Annotated in this window: 22 protein-coding genes; 13 read left to right on the top strand and 9 right to left on the bottom strand. The window is 72.7% G+C overall.

What is annotated here, in order from left to right; all coding sequences use genetic code 11:
• Positions 1-115: 115 nt before the first annotated feature.
• Positions 116-664, bottom strand: coding sequence for a CHRD domain-containing protein (locus ACFYOS_RS20845; RefSeq protein WP_387143922.1), 549 nt, complete (start codon positions 662-664; stop codon positions 116-118).
• A 179-nt stretch (positions 665-843) separates the two neighbouring features.
• On the opposite strand from ACFYOS_RS20845, the gene ACFYOS_RS20840 reads away from it, so the two are divergent.
• Complete coding sequence (locus ACFYOS_RS20840; protein WP_387143920.1) at positions 844-1,791, top strand: alpha/beta hydrolase; 948 nt, start codon at positions 844-846, stop codon at positions 1,789-1,791.
• Positions 1,792-2,133: 342 nt separating this feature from the next.
• Positions 2,134-2,673 carry a GNAT family N-acetyltransferase gene (locus tag ACFYOS_RS20835; protein WP_387143918.1) on the top strand — a complete coding sequence of 180 codons (540 nt, stop codon included), beginning with the start codon at positions 2,134-2,136 and terminating at the stop codon, positions 2,671-2,673.
• A 293-nt stretch (positions 2,674-2,966) separates the two neighbouring features.
• Here the strand turns inward: ACFYOS_RS20835 and ACFYOS_RS20830 are convergent, their stop codons facing one another.
• Positions 2,967-3,632, bottom strand: a complete 666-nt coding sequence (locus tag ACFYOS_RS20830) for an alpha/beta fold hydrolase (RefSeq protein WP_387144200.1) — start codon at positions 3,630-3,632, stop codon at positions 2,967-2,969.
• A 74-nt stretch (positions 3,633-3,706) separates the two neighbouring features.
• Between ACFYOS_RS20830 and ACFYOS_RS20825 the strand changes: the two genes are divergently transcribed.
• Positions 3,707-4,402 (top strand): helix-turn-helix transcriptional regulator, encoded by a 696-nt coding sequence (locus ACFYOS_RS20825; protein ID WP_387143916.1) that lies wholly within the window; start codon positions 3,707-3,709, stop codon positions 4,400-4,402.
• Between the two features lie 319 nt (positions 4,403-4,721).
• Here the strand turns inward: ACFYOS_RS20825 and ACFYOS_RS20820 are convergent, their stop codons facing one another.
• Positions 4,722-5,147: a DUF4267 domain-containing protein gene (locus tag ACFYOS_RS20820; RefSeq protein WP_387143913.1), complete on the bottom strand. Its 426-nt coding sequence runs from the start codon at positions 5,145-5,147 to the stop codon at positions 4,722-4,724.
• Between the two features lie 62 nt (positions 5,148-5,209).
• Positions 5,210-5,851 (bottom strand): hemerythrin domain-containing protein, encoded by a 642-nt coding sequence (locus tag ACFYOS_RS20815; RefSeq protein WP_387143910.1) that lies wholly within the window; start codon positions 5,849-5,851, stop codon positions 5,210-5,212.
• A 119-nt stretch (positions 5,852-5,970) separates the two neighbouring features.
• Between ACFYOS_RS20815 and ACFYOS_RS20810 the strand changes: the two genes are divergently transcribed.
• Both ACFYOS_RS20810 and ACFYOS_RS20805 read left to right on the top strand, forming a co-directional pair.
• Entirely contained in the window at positions 5,971-8,484 is a 2,514-nt protein-coding gene (locus tag ACFYOS_RS20810) for a BTAD domain-containing putative transcriptional regulator (protein ID WP_387143907.1), read from the top strand.
• Positions 8,442-9,227, top strand: coding sequence for a hypothetical protein (locus ACFYOS_RS20805; RefSeq protein WP_387143904.1), 786 nt, complete (start codon positions 8,442-8,444; stop codon positions 9,225-9,227). The genes ACFYOS_RS20810 and ACFYOS_RS20805 overlap by 43 nt, the downstream gene beginning before the upstream one ends.
• Before the next feature lie 55 nt (positions 9,228-9,282).
• Here ACFYOS_RS20805 and ACFYOS_RS20800 read toward each other — a convergent pair whose 3' ends face one another.
• On the bottom strand, positions 9,283-9,507 hold the full coding sequence (locus ACFYOS_RS20800; protein WP_387143901.1) for a hypothetical protein: 225 nt from the start codon (positions 9,505-9,507) through the stop codon (positions 9,283-9,285).
• Between the two features lie 444 nt (positions 9,508-9,951).
• Positions 9,952-10,791: a helix-turn-helix domain-containing protein gene (locus ACFYOS_RS20795; RefSeq protein ID WP_387143898.1), complete on the bottom strand. Its 840-nt coding sequence runs from the start codon at positions 10,789-10,791 to the stop codon at positions 9,952-9,954.
• 101 nt (positions 10,792-10,892) lie between these two features.
• Between ACFYOS_RS20795 and ACFYOS_RS20790 the strand changes: the two genes are divergently transcribed.
• Together ACFYOS_RS20790 and ACFYOS_RS20785 are read left to right on the top strand one after the other, a co-directional pair.
• Positions 10,893-11,600, top strand: a complete 708-nt coding sequence (locus ACFYOS_RS20790; protein ID WP_387143895.1) for an SDR family NAD(P)-dependent oxidoreductase — start codon at positions 10,893-10,895, stop codon at positions 11,598-11,600.
• 60 nt (positions 11,601-11,660) lie between these two features.
• Positions 11,661-12,227 carry a maleylpyruvate isomerase N-terminal domain-containing protein gene (locus ACFYOS_RS20785; RefSeq protein ID WP_387144197.1) on the top strand — a complete coding sequence of 189 codons (567 nt, stop codon included), beginning with the start codon at positions 11,661-11,663 and terminating at the stop codon, positions 12,225-12,227.
• Positions 12,228-12,233: 6 nt separating this feature from the next.
• On the opposite strand, the gene ACFYOS_RS20780 is transcribed toward ACFYOS_RS20785, so the two are convergent.
• Positions 12,234-12,722 carry a DUF1992 domain-containing protein gene (locus ACFYOS_RS20780; RefSeq protein WP_387143892.1) on the bottom strand — a complete coding sequence of 163 codons (489 nt, stop codon included), beginning with the start codon at positions 12,720-12,722 and terminating at the stop codon, positions 12,234-12,236.
• 155 nt (positions 12,723-12,877) lie between these two features.
• Between ACFYOS_RS20780 and ACFYOS_RS20775 the strand changes: the two genes are divergently transcribed.
• Positions 12,878-13,309: a YkvA family protein gene (locus tag ACFYOS_RS20775; RefSeq protein ID WP_387143889.1), complete on the top strand. Its 432-nt coding sequence runs from the start codon at positions 12,878-12,880 to the stop codon at positions 13,307-13,309.
• 3 nt (positions 13,310-13,312) lie between these two features.
• Positions 13,313-14,032, top strand: coding sequence for a sulfite exporter TauE/SafE family protein (locus tag ACFYOS_RS20770; RefSeq protein ID WP_387143886.1), 720 nt, complete (start codon positions 13,313-13,315; stop codon positions 14,030-14,032).
• A gap of 80 nt (positions 14,033-14,112) precedes the next feature.
• Here the strand turns inward: ACFYOS_RS20770 and ACFYOS_RS20765 are convergent, their stop codons facing one another.
• Entirely contained in the window at positions 14,113-14,661 is a 549-nt protein-coding gene (locus tag ACFYOS_RS20765; RefSeq protein ID WP_387143884.1) for a GNAT family N-acetyltransferase, read from the bottom strand.
• 198 nt (positions 14,662-14,859) lie between these two features.
• Between ACFYOS_RS20765 and ACFYOS_RS20760 the strand changes: the two genes are divergently transcribed.
• A complete protein-coding gene (locus tag ACFYOS_RS20760; protein ID WP_387143881.1) occupies positions 14,860-15,510 on the top strand; it encodes a LysE family translocator in 651 nt (216 codons plus the stop codon).
• A 48-nt stretch (positions 15,511-15,558) separates the two neighbouring features.
• On the opposite strand, the gene ACFYOS_RS20755 is transcribed toward ACFYOS_RS20760, so the two are convergent.
• On the bottom strand, positions 15,559-16,068 hold the full coding sequence (locus tag ACFYOS_RS20755) for an NUDIX domain-containing protein (protein ID WP_387143878.1): 510 nt from the start codon (positions 16,066-16,068) through the stop codon (positions 15,559-15,561).
• 152 nt (positions 16,069-16,220) lie between these two features.
• Between ACFYOS_RS20755 and ACFYOS_RS20750 the strand changes: the two genes are divergently transcribed.
• The 3 genes from ACFYOS_RS20750 to ACFYOS_RS20740 are packed head-to-tail and all read left to right on the top strand — an operon-like array spanning position 16,221 to position 18,674.
• Positions 16,221-17,372: a hypothetical protein gene (locus tag ACFYOS_RS20750; protein ID WP_387143876.1), complete on the top strand. Its 1,152-nt coding sequence runs from the start codon at positions 16,221-16,223 to the stop codon at positions 17,370-17,372.
• 22 nt (positions 17,373-17,394) lie between these two features.
• Positions 17,395-18,024, top strand: coding sequence for an alpha/beta hydrolase (locus tag ACFYOS_RS20745; RefSeq protein WP_387143873.1), 630 nt, complete (start codon positions 17,395-17,397; stop codon positions 18,022-18,024).
• Between the two features lie 59 nt (positions 18,025-18,083).
• Positions 18,084-18,674, top strand: a complete 591-nt coding sequence (locus tag ACFYOS_RS20740) for a pyridoxamine 5'-phosphate oxidase family protein (RefSeq protein ID WP_387143870.1) — start codon at positions 18,084-18,086, stop codon at positions 18,672-18,674.
• Positions 18,675-18,686 lie beyond the last annotated feature (12 nt).

Below are 18,686 nucleotides of genomic sequence, written 5' to 3'. Positions count from 1 at the left end.
CGCGCGCTCCGCTTCACCCAGGCTGGCCGCTTCGGACGCGCCCGTCAACGTCGAACTCGTACGAGCGGGTGGTGGCCGGCGGATGCGCCCGGCCACCACCCGCGGGACGACACGGTCAGTGGTGGTGTCCTAGTTGGGATCTGATCTCGCCGCCCGGGTACTTGGTGCTGTGGACGTTGACGTAGGTGCTGCCGGAGCGGAGTGCCTTGATGAGTTCGGCGAACTCTCCCGCCGCGATGCCCTGCCCAGCGGGACCGATGACGTCGGCGGGCCGGAGGGTCCCCGAGATCGTGACCGGCGCGGGTGGGCAGGCCTGGGTGCCCACCGGGCCGTTGCCGAGGTTGGAGCAGAGGAAGACGCTGATCCCCCCGGACTGCGACGGACTGCCCAGGTGGATGTGCGCCTGGGTCACAGTGCCCTCGAGACCCGTGTAGCTCAGCTCGTACGAGATCTCCTGTCGCCCCTCGTCGACCTGTACCCGGAATTGACCGTCGCCGGTCGTCGACAGCGCGAGCGGCGTCTCGTTGTAGCCGGTGAGTTGCTCGTGCAAGGTGTTCCCGGTTGTGCCGTCCGGATCGGCGAGAGCCGCGCTCCCCGTGACGGTGCCCGCCACCACGACGCTGGCCGCGGCCGCGATCGCGAATCTCCGTGCCCGTCCTGTCATGACATCGTGCCCCCTTCTGTAGACACGTGGTCTCCCCTCGGGTACACGCGTCAATGGCGGACCGGGTTCACTCCACGAGGCGGTGCGACCGATTTGCCAGCCTCGCCATCCACCATCGGCCCGTACCGGGGCCAGCTCCGGGCCGAGATCGTCCGGATCAAGGTGGCATCCTGTCCTGCATGGCCGAACCGATCGATCTCTCGCTTGCCGATGCCGAACTGGCAGCCTTCATTGAGGCCGTTCGGCACGATCCCGGACCTCCTGCCCGCGCTGTGGGAGCGGCGGAACTGCGGCGCGCGCAACGGCTTCGCGTCGAAGCGCGTGCCCCAGGCCCCGAGATCGCCTGGGTCGAGGATCTGGCGGTCGGTTCGACCGCCGTGAAGGCCCGCCTCTACCGGCCGTCGGCGGCGGCTCAACCGCTGGTGGTGTTCCTCCACGGCGGGATGTGGACGATCGGCGATCTTGAGTCGCACGACCGGGCGTGTCGCCGCTTGGCGTTCAAGACTGACACGGCCGTACTGAGCGTCGACTACCGCCGAGCTCCGGAGCACCCGTGGCCGGCGGCCGTCGATGACTGCGTGGACGTCATCCGGTGGGCGGCGACCAGCGGAGGTTCGAGCCTCGGCATCGGGGGCCCGACAGTCGTCATGGGCGACAGCTCTGGCGGAAACCTCGCCGCGCTCGCCTGCCTGCGCCTGCGCGATGAAGGCGGACCACTGCCTGCCGCCCAGATCCTGTTGTATCCCAACACCGACCTGACACTCTCCTATCCCAGCGCGCGGACGAAGGCCACGGGTTGGGGCTTGATCACCGACGACGTCGCGTGGGGGGCTGAGCAATGGGTCCCGAACCCCTCCCGGCGCGCCGACCCCGACGTCAGTCCGGTGTTCACCGCCGACCTTGGCGGGCTGCCGCCCGCCGTTGTTGTCACTGCGGAGCACGATCCGCTTAGAGATGAGGGGAACGCGTACGCGGCTCGGCTGGCGGCCGCGGACGTTGCGGTCAGGCATCGCTGCGAGGCCGGGATGGTGCACGGATTCCTCACCCTCGACACCATCTCACCCGCCGCGGCGGCGGCCGGAGACCGAGTTTTCGCCGACGTCGCCGATCTGGTCATCGGGGCATGATCATCTATACCGCCAATTTCTGCACTCAGAGTCCTCGGGGCCGGTCCATGTATCGGTGCCCACGGCCGCCTGGCCTTAGGGATCTTCAGAAAACGAAGGTCTATTGAAGATCTGCAGCTCTGGGAGTCTGACGGTCTCCGTGGTTCGGCCGGCGGCGGATTCGACCGGGGGACGGAGCGGCGGGTGCGGGTCAGCGCCCTTCGCCGGGGTGCGCCTTCGCCGCGGGGAAGAGGCGTTGGATGGCGGCGCGGCGGTCGGCCAGCTGCATGGCGCGCCGCGCTGGCCGGGCGGCAGTCGAGAGGAAACTATTTCCAGCGCCTCTCGGGCTGTTAGCCTGCGCGGATGTCCGACCTGGGGCCCATCGCCTGGCCGCCTGAGCCGATCAAGACCGAGAGACTCGTGCTCCGTGAGCCCGAGGCCCGGGACCGTGCGGCGTTCATCGAGCTGCTGGCGTCGCCAGAGGTGCACATCTACCTCGGCGGCCCCCGCCCGCGTGACGAGCTTGAGCGCGAGATGCCCGGGGCGCCCGAGCGGTGGCCCGGGAGTTTCGTCGTTGATCTCGACGGGGCGATGATCGGCCAGATCCTGCTCAGGAGAGCAACGGAGCACCGTCGCCCGGCTGCCGCGGGGAAGGCCGATCTCGGCTACCTGTTCCTGCCGCGAGCGTGGGGATTCGGGTACGCCGCCGAGGCGTGCGCGGCGGCACTCGACTGGTTCGACGGCGTCCTTCCCGGCGAGCCGGTGGTGCTCACCACCCAGACCGCCAACGTCGGCTCGATGCGCCTCGCGGCAAAGCTGGGGTTCACCGAGGTAGAGCGGTTCCAGGCCTGGGACGCCGAGCAGTGGCTCGGCCTGCGGTCCCCGGTCACGCCGTCCGCTTGAGCCCAAGGTCGCGCGCGTGCACCCACAGAATGTCCAGGTGGTCGGTGCGGAGCCGGCGCAGCGACGCCTCTACCGCCTGGCGGAGGTTGGCCGGGGCCGCTGGCGGTGATATTGAACTGGTAGCGGCCGAGGAAGTTGATGGGTCGGTCCTTGAGCGGGGAGAGTCGGGCCACGTCCTCGGCCTTGATGTCGTGTCCCGCTGCGCGAAGCTGGGCGACGGCGGGACGGTCACGTAGTTGTCCTGGTCGTGAAGTTGTTCCAACCGAGGACTCCTGCCCGTCAGTCGATCGGTGTCACGGCCGTGCATCGAGGAATCGCGTGATTGCAGCCGCGACGGCTTGGTGGTCTTCGAGCATCGGTAGGTGCCCCGTATCCAGGTCGTTCTGCCAGGCGGCGCCGAGCCGCTGGGCGCATCGTTGTTGCAGCGCCATCGGCAGCTCATGGTCGTCGGTGGTGCGCAGGTAACCGTGCCACCCGCGCCACGGCCGGTGAGCGGTCCGGTCTCGGTAGAGGGCGGGTGACTCGGGGGTGAAGTCGGCGATGATGCGGTCGGCGACTTCCTTGTCCAGACCATGGGCGAGGCCACGTCTGATCGCCGAGTCCGGCGGCCGGGTCCCGGCGAATCGCATTGCGGCACTGACCACCCACCGGTTCGGCACCGGCATCGCCGAGATGAACGATCCTCCCGGCTGCGGGATCATGGCACTGATCGCCAGGAACGCGCTGACGCGTTCGGGCACGAGCCTGGCGACTTCGGCGCCGATCACACCACCGGCCGAGTGTGCGACGATCGCGTACCCACCCGGCGGTGCGGAGTCGATGACCGCCTGGGCGTAGTCGCGCAACCGCGCTCGGCCGCCCTGCGGTCGGGAAGCGACACAGGTGTGCTGCCCTTCGCCGAGGTCGCGGCGGACGTCATCCCAGATCCAGGCGGGAAGCCCGGCGCCACTGAGGAACATGATCGGTTCGCGTGAAGTGCTCATGACACCATCGTCACCCTCAGCAATGTCACTGGTATGTCACTATCTATTTGATGAACCGCACCGACCGTCTCTACGCCTTGCGTGAGGAACTGCGGCGCGCGGGGCCCGCCGGGCGCTCGGCGGAACGACTCGCCGAGGTCTTCGAGGTCAGCGCCCGCACGATCAAACGAGACATTTCGACTTTGCAACACGGCGGTTTCCCGGTCTGGGCTCGACCCGGACCCGGTGGTGGCTACGTCGTTGACGCCGCCGCGACCCTCCCGCCGGTGAACTTCACCGACGCCGAGGTCTCCGGCCTCGCCGCCGCCGTGGCCGCCCACCGCGGACAGCCCTTCGACAGCCACGCCCGCGCCGCCCTCGTCAAGGTGCTCAGCGTGATGGACACCCGCGCACGAGAAAACGCCACCGCGTTGAACGGTCGTATCTGGATCGACCACACCGACACACCCGGCGATGCTCGGACTCGACACGCGATCGAGCAAGCACTCCACGCACAACGCGTCCTCGTCGTGGACTACCGCGACCGGCATGGCACGCCCACCACCCGGCAACTCGATCCCGTGCTCCTGGCCCGCACCCAAGGACACTGGTACCTCGTCGGGCACTGCCACACTCGTCAAGCGATCCGCTGGCTCCGCCTCGACCGCGTCACCGCCGCACACCTGACAGCCCAGCCCGCCACTCGTATCCCCGTCGAAGCCGTTGGCAGACCGCCCACCACCGCCGAAGCCATCGCCGAACTGTGACGCCACCCGCCATCGCCGACCAGTCCGCTACCACGGTCGACTGACACCAGCCCCTCGGCAAGCCGTGGACGCCGCGAACTTCGCCGCGTCCTCGGGAGCGCCCCTTGAGGACACCGCGCAGATCGTTGATCGTCATAGTCGTCTCCCTCTTCAAGTCTCGGAAATGCACCTGCCGGACCACGCGGTTTACGCGACGAGCAGGAGCACACTGATCGCCAGCATCACCACGGCGCCGATCAGTCCGGCGAGCACAGTGGCGATGTTGCTGAGCATGAGTTGTCCCCTCAATCCCCGATTGGCCCTCGGCGGGGCGATGGCATCAGGCGGGCTGCGGGGCGGGCGTCGCCGGAGCGGCCGCGACCTTGCGGGTCTCGCGCATCATCAGCAGGCCGTTGACCACCATCAGCGTCGCGGTCAGGCCGTGGACGCCGAGCGCGGTGGCCACGGAGCCGTGGTGGGCCAGCACGTTGGTCATGTCGCCGTACGCGGCGAGGGCCTCCACCAGCAGCACCCAGCCCAGCGCCCGGCGGTGGCCCGTCACCAGCAGGATGCCCAGGACCAGGGCCAAGACGACGTCGCGGATTCCCTTGATGATCAGGAAGCCGTCGCCGTCGCCGGACGGCCAGCTCGGCAGGCCGAAGCCCGGCGCGGTCGTCTCCGGGCTCAGGATGAACTCCATCCCGAACCAGAGGATGAAGAGGATGAAGGCGGCGGCCAGGGCGGTGTTGATCTTCTTCAGCGACATTGTTCTTCTCCTTGCGAGTCTTCGGTGAGCTTGGTGAGTCGTGCGTGGGGTTTGGGGTCTGGTCAGGCCGCGCGGACGCGGCGGATGTGGCGGGCGTAGCGGGGGCGGCCGATGACGTGCCAGATGCCGCGCACCGGCGCGGGGAGGGCGGAGAGGAGCGTGGCGCGCTCGGCCGGGTTCGCGTCCTCCAGGACGAGGCCGAAGAGCGTGAGCAGGGTGAGCTTGGGCGTGTTGGCCACCAAGTGGTCGCCCTGTGCGGCCCACTCCTGCTCGGTGATGTGCTCGGCCGCGAGCGGGAGAAGAGTGGCCTCCTCGTCGTCGAGGTGTTCGAGCAGGACCGCCCGGTGATCGGCGAGGGCCGCCACGAGGGTGTCGCGCTCGTCGGCTCCGGCGGTGGCCTCCCACGCCGGGACTGCGGCGTCCAGCCTGGTCAGCGTGGCCGCGACGCGCTCGTGCTGGGCCTCCATGCGTAGGACGATGTCCGCCTCCAGATCTACCCGGGACAGGAGCGGCGGCCACAGCAACTCGTCCTCGCCCTCGTGGTGGTTCTTCAGTCCCAGCCGGTAGTCGCGGAAGTGGTCGGCGATCACCTTGGCGCGAGCGGTGTCGCCCGGGGCGACCGCCGCGACGAGCTCCATCAGCAGCCGCGACTCGCGGCGGAAGGCGCGGTGGACGATCTCCATGTCCTGGGTGTTGACGCTCATCTGTTCCTGCCCCTTCATCTGTTCTGTTCGACGTGCTCAAGGCTGCTCTCGGGGGTTTGGAAGGCACTTGGAGCCGACTTGGAACGCGTGCGGCGGCCGCGCGTACGATGTCTCACCTCATGGTCTTGATCAGGGTGTTGGGCTCGTTCGCGGCCGAGGCCGGCGGCGAGCCCGTTCCCCTCGGCGGACCGCGGCAGCGCGGCGTGCTGGCCCTGCTGGTGGCGGCGCGCGGACAAGTCGTGCCGGTCGACCGGATGGTCGAGGACCTGTGGCGCGGCGAACCGTCGTCGCGCGCCCTGGCGTCGTTGCAGGCGTACGTGTCGAACCTGCGCCGCCTGCTGGAACCCGGCCGCCCGCCGCGGACCCCGGCCCGCCTGCTGGTGAGCGCGTCGCCCGGCTACGCACTGCGGCTGCCGCCGGGGGCGGTGGACGCATGGCGCTTCGAGGAGCTGCTCGACGAGGCCCGTACGCTCATCGATCCCCGTGACAGCCGCGCCCGGCTGGACGAGGCGCTGGCGCTGTGGCGCGGACCCGCGTTCGCCGAGGTCGCCGACGAGCCGTGGGCCGCCGCCGAGACGGCCCGGCTGAACGAGCTGCGCCTGGTCGCCCGCGAAGTGCACATCGCCGCGGGACTGCGGCTCGGCGACCCCGGGGCGGTGGTACCCGAGGCGGAGGGCCTCACCCGCGACGCTCCCCTGCGCGAGGAGGGCTGGCGCATGCACGCTCTCGCGCTGTGGAGCAGCGGCCGCCAGGCCGACGCGCTGGCCGCGCTCCGCCGCGCCCGCGCCACCTTCGCCGACGAGCTGGGCCTCGACCCCGGCCCGCACCTGGTGGCCCTGGAAGAGGCGATCCTCACCCAGCGCACGGACGTCCTCCGCGCGGCCGTCCCTCCGCCCCCCGCGGACACGCCCCGGCCCCGGGCAACCGCGCCGCCGCCTCCGAACAACGGGCCCCGCGCGACACCGTTCGTGGGGCGGGAGGGCGAGCTCGCGGCGCTGGTGGCGGCCGCCGGGGAGGCCACCGCCGATGGGGCGCGCGTCGCGCTCGTCACCGGGGAGGCGGGGCTCGGCAAGTCGACGCTGCTGGAGCACCTCGGCGCGCGACTCGCACAGGACGGGTGGCTCGTGGCCGCCGGGCGCTGTCCCGAGGTGGACAGCGCGCCGCCCGCGTGGGCGTGGGTCGAGGCACTGCGGAAGGTGGCCGTGAGCGTTCCTCCGGGAGAGTTCGCGGACGACCTGGCGCCGCTGCTCTCCGACTCCGCGCCGGTGGACGATGACGCGGCGGCCGGGCGGTTCCGGCTCCGGCAGGCCGTGTGGAACTGGCTCGCGGCGGCCGCCGCCGACCGGCCGGTCGCCGTCGTCCTGGACGACCTCCACTGGGCGGACGCCGCCACGCTGGAACTGCTCGGCGGCGGCGTCGGCGCGCGGGCCCCGATCCTGGTCGTCGCGGCGTACCGCGCGGACGAGAGCGAGCGCCTCACCGAAGCGCTCGGGTCCCTCGCCAGCACCGCGCCCCTCCGGCTGGGCCTGCCCGGACTGAAGGGCGACGCCGTCGCGGAGCTCGTACGTGCCGAGTGCGAGGCCGACGACGCGACCGTGGCCGGGATCGCCGAGCGAACCGGCGGCAACCCGTTCTATGTGCGGGAGAGCGCGCGGCTGCTGACCGGCGAGGGCGCGCTGGTCGCGCTCTCCGAGGTCCCCGAGGGCGTACGGGACGTGCTGCGGCGCCGACTGGCACGGCTCCCCGAGAGCGGCGTGTCCGTCCTGCGGCTGGCGGCGATGGCCGGCCGGGAGAGTTCGGTGGACGTGCTCGTGCAGGCCGCCGACTCCGACGAGGACGGCGTGCTGGACGCGCTGGACGCGGGCGTCATCGCCGGGTTGCTCGACGAACCCGGACCCGGGCGCGTCCGGTTCGTTCACGCGCTGGTCCGGGACACGCTGGTCACCGACGTCACCCGGTTGCGGGCCACCAGGATGCACGCCCGGATCGCCGCCGCCCTGGAGGGCACCGGCGACGTCGCGGCGCTCGCCCATCACTATGCGCGAGCGGGATCACCGAAGGCCGTCGCTTATTGCGTACGGGCCGCCGAACTGGCCGAGGCGCGCTACGCCCACGACGTGGCGGCCGCACTCCTCACCGACGCCGTCACCAACTCCAGCGAACCGGACGAGCGCGTCGGCCTGCTCGGCAGGCTGCTGCGCGCGCAGATCAGGGCCGGGGCCGTCGCTGCGGCCAGGGACACACGCGAGCAGGCCGTGGAGTACGCCGAGTCGATCGGCCGCGACGACCTGATGATCGCCGCGTTCACCGCCTGGACCGAGCCCACCCCCTGGCAGGCCCGCACGTACGGCACGGTCGACCGTCCCATCGTCGGCCGCCTCAGCCGCCTGCTCAAGCGGACCGACCTCGCCCCCGACGTGCGGTCCCGGCTGCTCATCGCGTACGCCAACGAGCTGGTGGGCGAGGACGATCCGACGGTCATGGCGGCGGCACGGGAAGCACTCGACCTCACCACCGATCCCGCCTCCGGGCCGCAGCGCTCCTGGTCCTGGCCAGCGAACCCGGGCGGGAGGAGTACGCCCGCGAGCTGGTGGAGATCGGCGTCGAGCACGACCTGCCCGTCTACCGCGTGACCGGGCTGCTCCAACAGGCCGCGAACGCCGCCGCGGCCAACGACCCGGCGACCATGCGCCGCGTGACCGGGGAGGCGCTCGACCTCGCCCGCGCCTACCGGATGCCGGAGGCGATCAGCGCCGCCGAGATCGCGCTGGCGACCCTGGTGCTCATCGAGGGCCGGTTCACCGACGCCCAGCGCCTCTACACCGAGGCCACCGCACACATGGAACGCGCCGGATCGGTGCACGCTGGCTTCCTCCGCCTCGCGCTGGCGGCGATCTGGCTGAACGACGGCACGCTCGGCGACCACCTGGACGACGTGCACGCTCTCCACGAGGCGCTCGGCCCGATGGTCGCCGACCTGCTCGCGCTCGCCCTCCACGCCGCCGGCCGCAGCGACGAGGCACGCACGTCACCGAGCCCGATCCGGCCCGACTTCTTCTTCACCTTCCTGACGAGCCTGCGCGCGATGGCGATCGTCGCACTGAACGACCGCGACGCCGCCGCGGAGATCTACGCGGACCTGCTCCCCCACCGCGACGGTCCCCCGGCCGGCGCGGAGAGCCTGTCGCTGGCCCTGCGTCCGGTCGCCCACACGCTCGGCGAACTCGCCCTCCTCCTCGGCCGAGACGACGAGGCCGCCGCCCACTTCGCCCAGGCCGCCGCCATCGCCGACCAGTGGAACGCCCCCCATTGGTCCGCCGACGCCCGAACACACGCCGATCTTGCCCTCGGCGTTTCGCCCCCACAGGAACGCTGAAAGCAAGAACGGCATTGGGTGCCTCAGCTGCGGAGCTGCTGCCGGCCGGGTGTGCTCATCCGCGTAGGAAGTTGCTGATCCGGTAGGCGGTCTGCTCGGCCGGCCCGATCAGCGGATCAAGCAAGCCGCCCCACACCTCGTCGGTCTCCCTTGACCTGGACTCGCGGATCCGCGTCGCCTCGACGACGCGGTCCGGCATGTCCTCCATCAACGCCTGAATGTTGGCCTTCACCCTGGGCTCGTCGGGAATCGCTGCGATCCGCGGCTGCTTCCAGGGCACGTAGCGGACGAGATGCCGCTCTCACAAACGACCGTTTCTCAGACAGCCTCCGCGGCGCCCCGATCATGGCTGATGGGCCGTGGGAGGAATCGCCGAACCGATCCTTCTCAACCCGAAGATCGAACCACCGAAGATCGGTGACGCGCGCACTGAAGGACGGTGTCGTCCCTACTGAACGCCCGCGTCACTGGCCAATGAAGAGCGGCTGGCGCTCAACGGTAGCGGCGAGTTCTGCGGCTGATGCTCCTCAGTGACTGACACGAGCGCGATCGGCAACACAATAACTGTCATTATGATGTAGCAGCCTTACGCCCCTTTTGTCCGGATCAGTTACTGGATTGCTGTTATCGGCAATCCGATAATCGGTCTCGAGGTAGAGCCCGGGGCATGCGGGGGCAGCGGCAGACGGGTGGCGCGCGAGGGGAGAGGGTTCCGGCGGAGCGGTCAGCTGACGAGGGTCTGGGTGCCGAGGACGGTGAGCAGGGCGAGACGTTCGGCATCCTCCGTGCCGGGCTCGGCCGTGTAGACCATGATGCGCAGGTCGCTGCCCGCCACGGTGAGCACGTCGCAGTCCAGGGTCAGCGGGCCCACCTGCGGATGGCCGATCGTCTTGCGGGCGGCCTGGTGCCGGCCCACGACACCGGAGTCCCACAGCTCGGCGAACCGGTCACTGTTCGCCCGCAACTCCGCGACCAGCCGCCGCAGCCGCTGGTCTGCCGGATAGCGGGCGGCGGCCGTACGCAGGTCGGCGACGAGCGCCGCCTCGAAACCGCGCCGCGATTCCGGCGTGAGCCGGACCCGGGAAGCCGGGCCGAGAAAGTTCCGCCACACGCCGTTGCGCTGGTGGCCCCGCCATCCGGACGGATCACCCATCAGGGCCGCGTACGGCGGGTTGGCCAGCAGCAGCGTCCAGGACGCGTCGTAGACCGCGACGGGTGTCCCGGTGAGCCGGTCCAGCAGCCGCTGGACGCCGGGGGTGATGTCCGCGGGAATCGTGTCCGGGCCGGGCGGTGCCAGCCCGGCCAGCCGGAACAGGTGTGAGCGCTCGGTACGCGCCAGCCGCAGCGCCCGGGCCAGGGCCTCGACGACCTGCGCCGACGGGTTGGCCGCGCGACCCTGCTCGAGGCGGGTGAGATAGTCGACGGAGATCCCGGCCAGCAGCGCCAACTCCTCCCGGCGCAACCCAGGCGCGCGTCGCTGCCCGCCGGCGGGCAGCCCGGCGGCCTCAGGCGGGACCCGGTCGCGCCAGCGGCGTATCGCCTGCCCGAACTCCCCCGTCGCCATGCCACCAGTCTGCCGCGCCGGACACCGGCCTGCCTGGTACCCGCAGTCCCAGGAAGACGGGACGCCTGGCTGGCCTCCCGGGGCCGGCGGAACCTGGAGACATGACGACAACATTGATCACCGGAGCTAACAAGGGCCTCGGCTTCGAGACCGCCCGTCGACTCGTCGCCGCAGGTAACACGGTTTACCTCGGCAGCCGGGACGCCGAGCGCGGACACCGGGCCGCCGAGGAGTTGGGCGCCCGCCTGATCCTCATCGACGTGACCGACGACGCGTCCGTCGCGGCCGCGGCGAAGGCCGTCGAGGCCGGCGGTGGCTTGGACGTGCTGGTCAACAACGCCGGCATCGAAGGGCGGACCGGGGACAACAGGGTGGTCGGCGCCGCCGAGGTGACCGCCGATCAGATGCGGACGCTGTTCGAGACGAACGTCTTCGGCGCGGTCCGCGTCACCCGCGCGTTCCTGCCGCTCCTGCAGCGGTCCGCCGCCCCGGTCGTGGTCAACGTGAGCAGCGGCCTAGCCTCGGTGGCCCGGGTCACCGACCCCGGCGACCCGGCGTCCGCGTACCCGGGGCTCGCCTATCCGGCCTCCAAGGCCGCGCTCAACATGGTCACCGTGCAGTACGCCAAGGCGTTCCCGAGCATCCGGATCAACGCGGTGGAGCCGGGCTTCACCGCGACGGACCTGAACGGGCGCACGGGCATCCAGACCGTCGAGGAGGGCGCCGAGATCATCGTCCGGATGGCACAGCTGGGCCCGGGCGGTCCGACCGGGGGCTATTTCGACGTGGAGGGTCCGCTCCCCTGGTGAGGAGCTGCCGTCGGGTGGCCGGGCGCGCGGACTGCTGGCAGGGTCGTCGGCATGACGGGAATGACCGGCGCGGACGTCCGGGCGGCGGCCGCCGAGATGGTTCGCGTCCTGGGCCCGTCCGGGGACCGGGACTGGACGGTACGGGCCGGTGACCTGGAGTGGTCCTGCTGGACCACCGCCGCGCACGTGGCCCACGACCTGCTCGCCTACGCCGGCCAGGTGACGGGCCGGCCGGCCGACGGCTACCTCCCGTTCGACCTGCGGGTACGTGCGGACGCGACGCCGGCCGAGGTGCTGGCCGTGGTGACCGCCTGCGCGGGCCTGCTCGCCGTTGCCGTCGACACCGCCGCCCCGGACAGCCGGGCCTGGCACTGGGGGCCCTGCGACGCCGGAGGGTTCGCCGCGATGGGTGTCGCGGAGATCCTGCTGCACACCCACGACGTCACCCGGGGTCTCCGGCAGGAGTGGTCGCCGCCGGCGCGGCTGTGCGCCGGGGTGCTGCGCCGGCTCTTCCCCGACGCACCGGCCGGCGAGCCGGTGGCGGTGCTGCTCTGGATTACCGGCCGGGCGCCGCTCGGTGACCGGCCGCGGCGGACCGGGTGGAGCTGGCGGGCGGCGGTGGAATGAGGCGGGTCAGCGGCGTCGCCAGGGCAGCCGCCACCGCAGCCGCAGCTTGGTGGGCGGCGTGGCGGGGGCGGGATGGTCCGGCACGGCAACGGCCGGTTTCGTCGCTGCCCGCTCCCGGGCGGCCCGCCACCGGCGTACGGTGTCGTCGACATTGACCGGGCGGACCACCACCTGCGGCCCGGTCGGGGTCCGCAGCCAAGCCACGATCTGCGCGTTCAGGTCGGCGACGTACGTCCGGACCGACTCCTCGGTGGGCAGGTCGCGCACCTCGTCGGGGAGCCGTTCCACGCGGCGGCGCAGCTGCAGCGGCGTGGGCAGCAGCAGGTCGCCGGGGAGTTGCTCCCGCTCCAGGAAGCTCTTGATCCACCACGACTCGTCGTACGGCAGGTCCTTCCCGGGGATCGGCTTGCCGGCGCCGGGCAGGTTGTCGAAATCGCCGCGCTCCTGGGCCGAGCGGATCTGCGCCTCGACCGCAGCCTCCCAACCAGTCGTCACCGCCGTCACCTCCCCGCACCTACCGTATCCGCCGGATCCGACCAACATCAGCGCCCGGCGGAGACGGCACATTCCCCGCCGGGCGGCCGAAGCCGGTCCGGCGTACATTCCTCTGGTGGGTCGGCGGGCGGCCCGTACCCCGCGGGAGGGACCACGTGCGCGACTGGCTGACCGCTCTCGGCATCGCGGTGGCCTGCCTGCTGGCGAGCTGGGCGCTGCTGGTGCTGCTGGCCCGGCGACTCCCGCCGGGCATCCTGCGGGACCTGGCCGCGTTCATCCCCGACTGCCTGACCACCGTGCGCCGGCTGCGTAAGGATCCCCGGGTGCCGCGCCGGGCGAAGGTGGCCATCGTGATCGCCGGGCTGTGGCTGGCCAGCCCGATCGACCTGATCCCCGAGTTCCTGCCGGTCATCGGCCCGCTCGACGACATCGTCGTGGTGGCCCTCGCCCTGCGGTACGCCGGCCGGCAGGTGCCCCGGCAGGTGCTGCTCGACGCGTGGCCGGGCGAGCCACGGCTGCTGCTGCGCCTGCTCGGCCCGGCGAGCGACGACTCCGCCCCGACCGATGCCGAACCGGTCGACCGCTGACCGGTGCTCGGCACCCTGCTGGCCGCGTCGGCGGCGGCGTTCCTGCTGGCCCTGCTGTCTGCGGTGACCGGTTTCGGCGGCGGTGTGCTGTTGCTGCCGGTGTTCACCGCCCTGTTCGGGCTGCGCGTCGCGGTACCTGTGCTCACCCTCACCCAACTGTCCAGCAACGCCTCCCGGGTGTGGCTGAACCGGCATGAGCTGCGCTGGCCGCTCGCCGGCCGGTTCACCCTCGGGGCTGTGCCCTTCGCGGTAGCCGGCGCGCTGCTGCTGGCCACCGCCCCGCTGGCGGCGCTGAAGCGGCTGCTCGGGGTGTTTCTGCTCGCCGTGGTGGTGTGGCGCCGGCTCGGCCGCCGGCCGGGTCGCCCCGGCGAGTGGACCTTCGTGGCGGTCGGCGCGGCGTCGGGTCTCGGGTCGGCGCTGCTCGGGTCGGTCGGCCCGCTCACCGCGCCGTTCTTCCTGGCGTACGGGCTGACCCGGGCCGCGTACGTGGGCACCGAGGCGGCCGCGGCGCTCACCCTGCACCTGTCGAAAACCGCCGGATACGCCGCCGCCGGCCTGCTCGGCCGGGAGGTGCTGCTGCTCGGGGCGGCGCTGACCCCGGCCACCCTGGCCGGCGCGTGGGTGGGCCGACGGGTCGTCGGCCGGATCAGCGACCGGGTCTTCGTCGCCCTGGTCGAGGCGGGGCTGGTTGCGGCGGCGCTGGTGTTCCTCGCCGGGTGGTGAGCGGGCGGTCAGCGCAGCTTCGGGGTCGAGGGCCTCGCGGACCGCCTCGCCGAGCATGACGAAGCTCAGCACGGGCGCCGTCAGGGCCGGTGGCGGACGTGGCGATGCCCGTCGCGGGGGAACGGCGGGTAGGCGGGCAGCACCTCCTGGAAGGCGTACCCGCTCTTCTCCGCCACCCGGCAGGAGGCAAGGTTGTCGACCTGGTGCATCAGCTCCAGGCGGGTCAGCCCGCCGGCGGCGAAGCGGGCGAACGCCCAGGCGCTGACCGCGTCGACGGCGCGCGGCGCCACCCCGCGACCACGGGCCGGGGCCGCCGTCCAGTAGCCCACCTCGGCCTGCGGCCGACCGGGGGTGACCTCCTTGAGCAGCACGTTCGCCACCAGCCGCTCCCCGTCGGGCGTCGCCTCCAGCACGGCGAAGCTGAACCGGCGGTCGGCCGCCCAGCCCTGCCGGCTGCGGCGCAGGAATGCGCGCGCCTCGGCCGATGTGGTCACCGGAAACCTCGTCCACTGGCGCAGCACGGGATCGCGGTACGCCTCCAGTACGGCGTCGACGTCGTCGCCGCGCCAGGGCCGCAGGACCAGTTCGGGAGCCACCGACGTGGCGGGGGCACGCAGGACGATGGACATTGCCGCATTCTCGCCCGCCCGCTGCGATTCGTGGGAGCCCGCGCCGCGCGGCGGACGGCGCTCAGGACGCGCACCCTGTTGACGGTCGCCGAGTTTCGCCAGGAACAGGTCGCGCCCGCGCGGGAGACGTTCGACACAGCGGACCGTGATCACCCGGGCGTAGGGTCGCCGGCAGGTCTGCGGAAAGCGGGGGTCGTCATGGTCGCTACCGGCGCGTTGGTGGGCATCGGTCTGGTCGCGCTCGGGCTGGTGCTCACGCCCGGGCCGAACATGGTCTACCTGGTGTCCCGATCGGTCACCCAGGGCCGACGGGCCGGCCTGGTGTCGCTGCTCGGGGTGGCCGTCGGCTTTCTGGTCTACCTGGCCGCGGCGGTCGCCGGGATCGCCACGGTATTCGTGCTGGTGCCCCCGCTGTACCTGGCGGTGAAGCTGGCCGGGGCGGCGTACCTGCTCTGGCTCGCGTGGCGCACCCTGCGCCCGGGCGGCACGTCGGCGTTCACCCCGACGCCGCTGCCGCCGGACCGCCCGCGGCGACTGTTCACCATGGGCCTGGTCACGAACCTGCTCAACCCGAAGATCGCCATCCTGTACGTGTCGCTGCTGCCGCAGTTCGTCGACCCGGCGCGCGGGCACGTGGCGGTGCAGAGCCTGCTGCTGGGGCTGACCCAGATCTGCATCGCGCTGACCGTGAACGGGCTGATCGTGCTCACCGCCGGCACGGTGTCGGCGTTCCTGACCCGACGGCCCACGTGGGCCAAGGTGCAGCGGTACGTGATGGGCAGTGTGCTGGCCGGCCTCGCGGTCCGGATCGCCGCCGACCGCTCCCGCGCCGCCGTCGCCGCCCCCTGACCGGTACGCCGCGCCGGAGTTCGTGCTCTCCCGTCGCTGACACGGGCGTCAGAGGTTGTCGGGCTGGTGCAGCGCCGGGTGGCGCTCGCCCGGCGCGGCGTACCAGGCGGTGGGCTCCTCGCTTAGCGCGGTGGAGATCCGCAGTCGGGACCAGTCGTCCAGTTCCGGCAGGTGGTCGGGGGCGAACCAGCCGACCGCGAGGGATTCGTCGCCATCGGGGGTGGCGGCGCCGCCGACGGCCCGGCAGTGGAACCAGACGTTGAGGTATTCGCAGGTGTCGCCGTTGGGGTAGACGACCGGGTGGGTGGCGACCCCGCCGAGCCGCTCGATCTCCACCTTGACGCCGGTCTCCTCGTGGACCTCGCGCAGCAGCGCGTCGGCCGGCTGCTCGCCCGGATCGACCATGCCGGCCGGCACCGACCAGCGACCGTTGTCGCCCCGGCGGGCCAGCAGCACCCGTCCGGCGTCGTCGGTCACCACCGCGCTGACGCCGTAGAGCAGGAGCAGCTCGGATCCGATGTGCTGGCGCATCCGCGCGATGTACGGCGACAGGGGCATGCCGGCACCCTACCGGCGGGCCTCTGGTGCCGCCGCACCATCGCCGGCCGATGCCCGCCGCGGTGACGGTGGCGGTGCTGCTGCAACACCGCTACATCCTGGACTCCGTGGCGCGCGCCGAGACCAGGGCCGGCCACTAGACTTCGGCCCCGATGGACGCCCAGCCCGCCCCCGACACCCGTCCCTGCGCCCACTGCGGACGGGAGGTGCCGCAGCGCGCCGGCGCCGGCCGGCCGTTCCGGTACTGCCGGGACAACGACGGCGCCTGCCAGCGGGCGTCGCGCAACTCCCGGATGCGCCACCGCAACGCCCCCGGCCTGCCCGGCCAGGTGGCCCGCACGTGGGAGGCGGTGGACCGGCTCGACCAGATCGTGGAGTCGCTCACCGAGGCGCTGCACGCCGAGCTCTCCCCCGGCGGGGTGGAGCGGCAGCTCGCGCAGGTCCGCGCCGAGACGGCCGCCGAGGTGGCGGCGGCGCACACCGAACGGGACGAGGCCCGCCGGGATGCCGAGGACGCTGCCGCGACCGCCGCGCGGACCCGGCAGGAGGCCCGGACCGCGCACGCCGAGCGGGACACCGCGCGGGAGCGCGCCGGCCGGGCCGATGCGGAGGCCGCCCGCGCCGCCGACCGGGTCCAACGCGCCGAAGTGACCCGCGACGAGGCGCGCGGGGAGGCCAGCGCCGCGCAGGCGCTGCGGGTGCAGGCCGAGCGGGACCGGGACGCGGCCCGCCACGAGCTGCGTACCGTGCGGGCGGAGCTGGATGGCGAGCGGCGCCGGGTCACCGACCTGACGGCCGAGCGGGACCGCGCCCGGGCCGACGCCGAGCGAGCCACCCGCTCGGCCGCCGAGGCGGTGGAGCGGGCCGAGCGGCTGCGGGCCGAGGCGGACCGGTCGCGGACCGACGCCGAGGCCGCCCGGGCGGTGGCGGAGCAGGCCCGGACGGAGGCCGAGCAGGCCCGGACGGAGGCCGAGCAGGCCCGGACGGAGGCCGACGAGGCACGGCGGGCGGGCCGGGACGCGGAGAGCGCCCGGGACCGGGCGGAGGCCGGCCGGGCGGTGGCCGTCGCCGCGACCGCCGCGGCCCGCCAGGAGTTGGCGGCCCGTACCGGCGAGCGCGACGCCCTGGCCGCGGACCTGGCGGCCGCGCGGGAGTCCATCGAGGCGCGGCTGGCCGAGCTGACCGACCGGCTGGCCGCCGCCGAGGCCGACCGCGACGCCGCCCAGCGGCGGGCCGGGCAGCTGGCCGACCAGGTCAGCGACCTGGCCAGCGCCCTTGCCCGGCTCGGCTCCCGGGCCGGCTGACCGGCCGCGCTATTCTGATTGAATGCTCAACCAGTTTTCGTCGCCCGTCGTCGCCACTACCGGCAGCACCGACCCGGCCGCACCCCTGGTCGTCCTGCTGCACGGCCGCGGCTCGCACGAGCGGGAGATCCTCTCCCTCGCCGACCACCTGCCGGCCGGCCCGGCGTACGCGGCGGTCCAAGCGCCGATCGCCGAGGGCGGCGGGTACGCGTGGTTCGCCAACCGGGGCATCGGCCGGCCGGTGGCCGAGTCGCTGCGCGCGACGATGGACTGGTTCACCGGCTGGCTCGACGAGGTGGCCCCGGCGGGCCGCCCGGTGGTGCTGGTCGGGTTCAGCGGCGGCGCGGCGTTCGCCGGCGGTCTGCTGCTCGACGACCCGGCCCGGTACGCCGGCGCCGCGATCCTCTACGGCACGCTGCCCTTCGACGCGGGGGTGCCCACCACGCCCGGCCGGCTCACCGGGATGCCGGTATTCGTGGCGCAGGGCGAGCACGACACCGTCATCCCCCGCGAGCTGCTGGACCGCACCTGGACCTACCTGCGCGGCGAATCCGGCGCGAGCACCGTCGCCCGGCGGGACCCCGTCGGCCACGGTATCGCCGCACCGGCCCTGACCGCCCTCGCCGACTGGCTGCGGGAGCGGCTGGGCTGAGCCGCCACGGGCTGGGACGAGGCAGCCGTGCAGCCGTCCCGGCGGGGATGATGTGGGACGTGGGAAAGACGTACCAGCGCATCGACGGCCGGCTGCGGACCTTCATCGAGGCGCAGCCGATGTTCTTCACCGCCACCGCCCCCCTCGCCGGCGACGGCACGGTCAACCTCTCCCCCAAGGGCCTGCGGGGCTCCTTCGCCGTGTTGGACGAGCACACGGTGGCCTACCTGGACTTCGCCGGCAGCAACGCCGAGACCGTCGCCCACCTGCGGGAGAACGGCCGCATCACGCTGATGTGGTGCGCCTTCTCCGGGCCGCCGAACATCGTGCGGGTGCACGGGCGGGGCGAGCCGGTGTTCCGCGACGATCCCCGGTGGACGGAACTGCTGCGCCTTTTCCCCGACATCGACCCGAGGGTCCACGGGCTGCGGGCCGTCATCGTGGTCCGGGCCGAGCTGATCCGCGACACCTGCGGCTACGCGGTCCCGCTGATGACGTACGAGGCCGACCGGGACCTGCACGGCCGGCGGTTCGCCCGGGAGGACGACATGTCGCTGAGCGCGTACTTCGCCGGCAAGGAGCACGTGGCGACCAGCATCGACGGGCTGCCCGGCCTGCCCCTGCCCTTGCCGCCCACCCCGGCGGCCTGATGACCCGGCCGG

The organism is Micromonospora sp. NPDC005806 (genome assembly GCF_042871425.1).
Classification (GTDB): Bacteria; Actinomycetota; Actinomycetes; order Mycobacteriales; family Micromonosporaceae; genus Micromonospora.
Note: the sequence above shows the minus strand (reverse complement) of the source record. Positions and strands in the feature narration are given on the sequence as shown.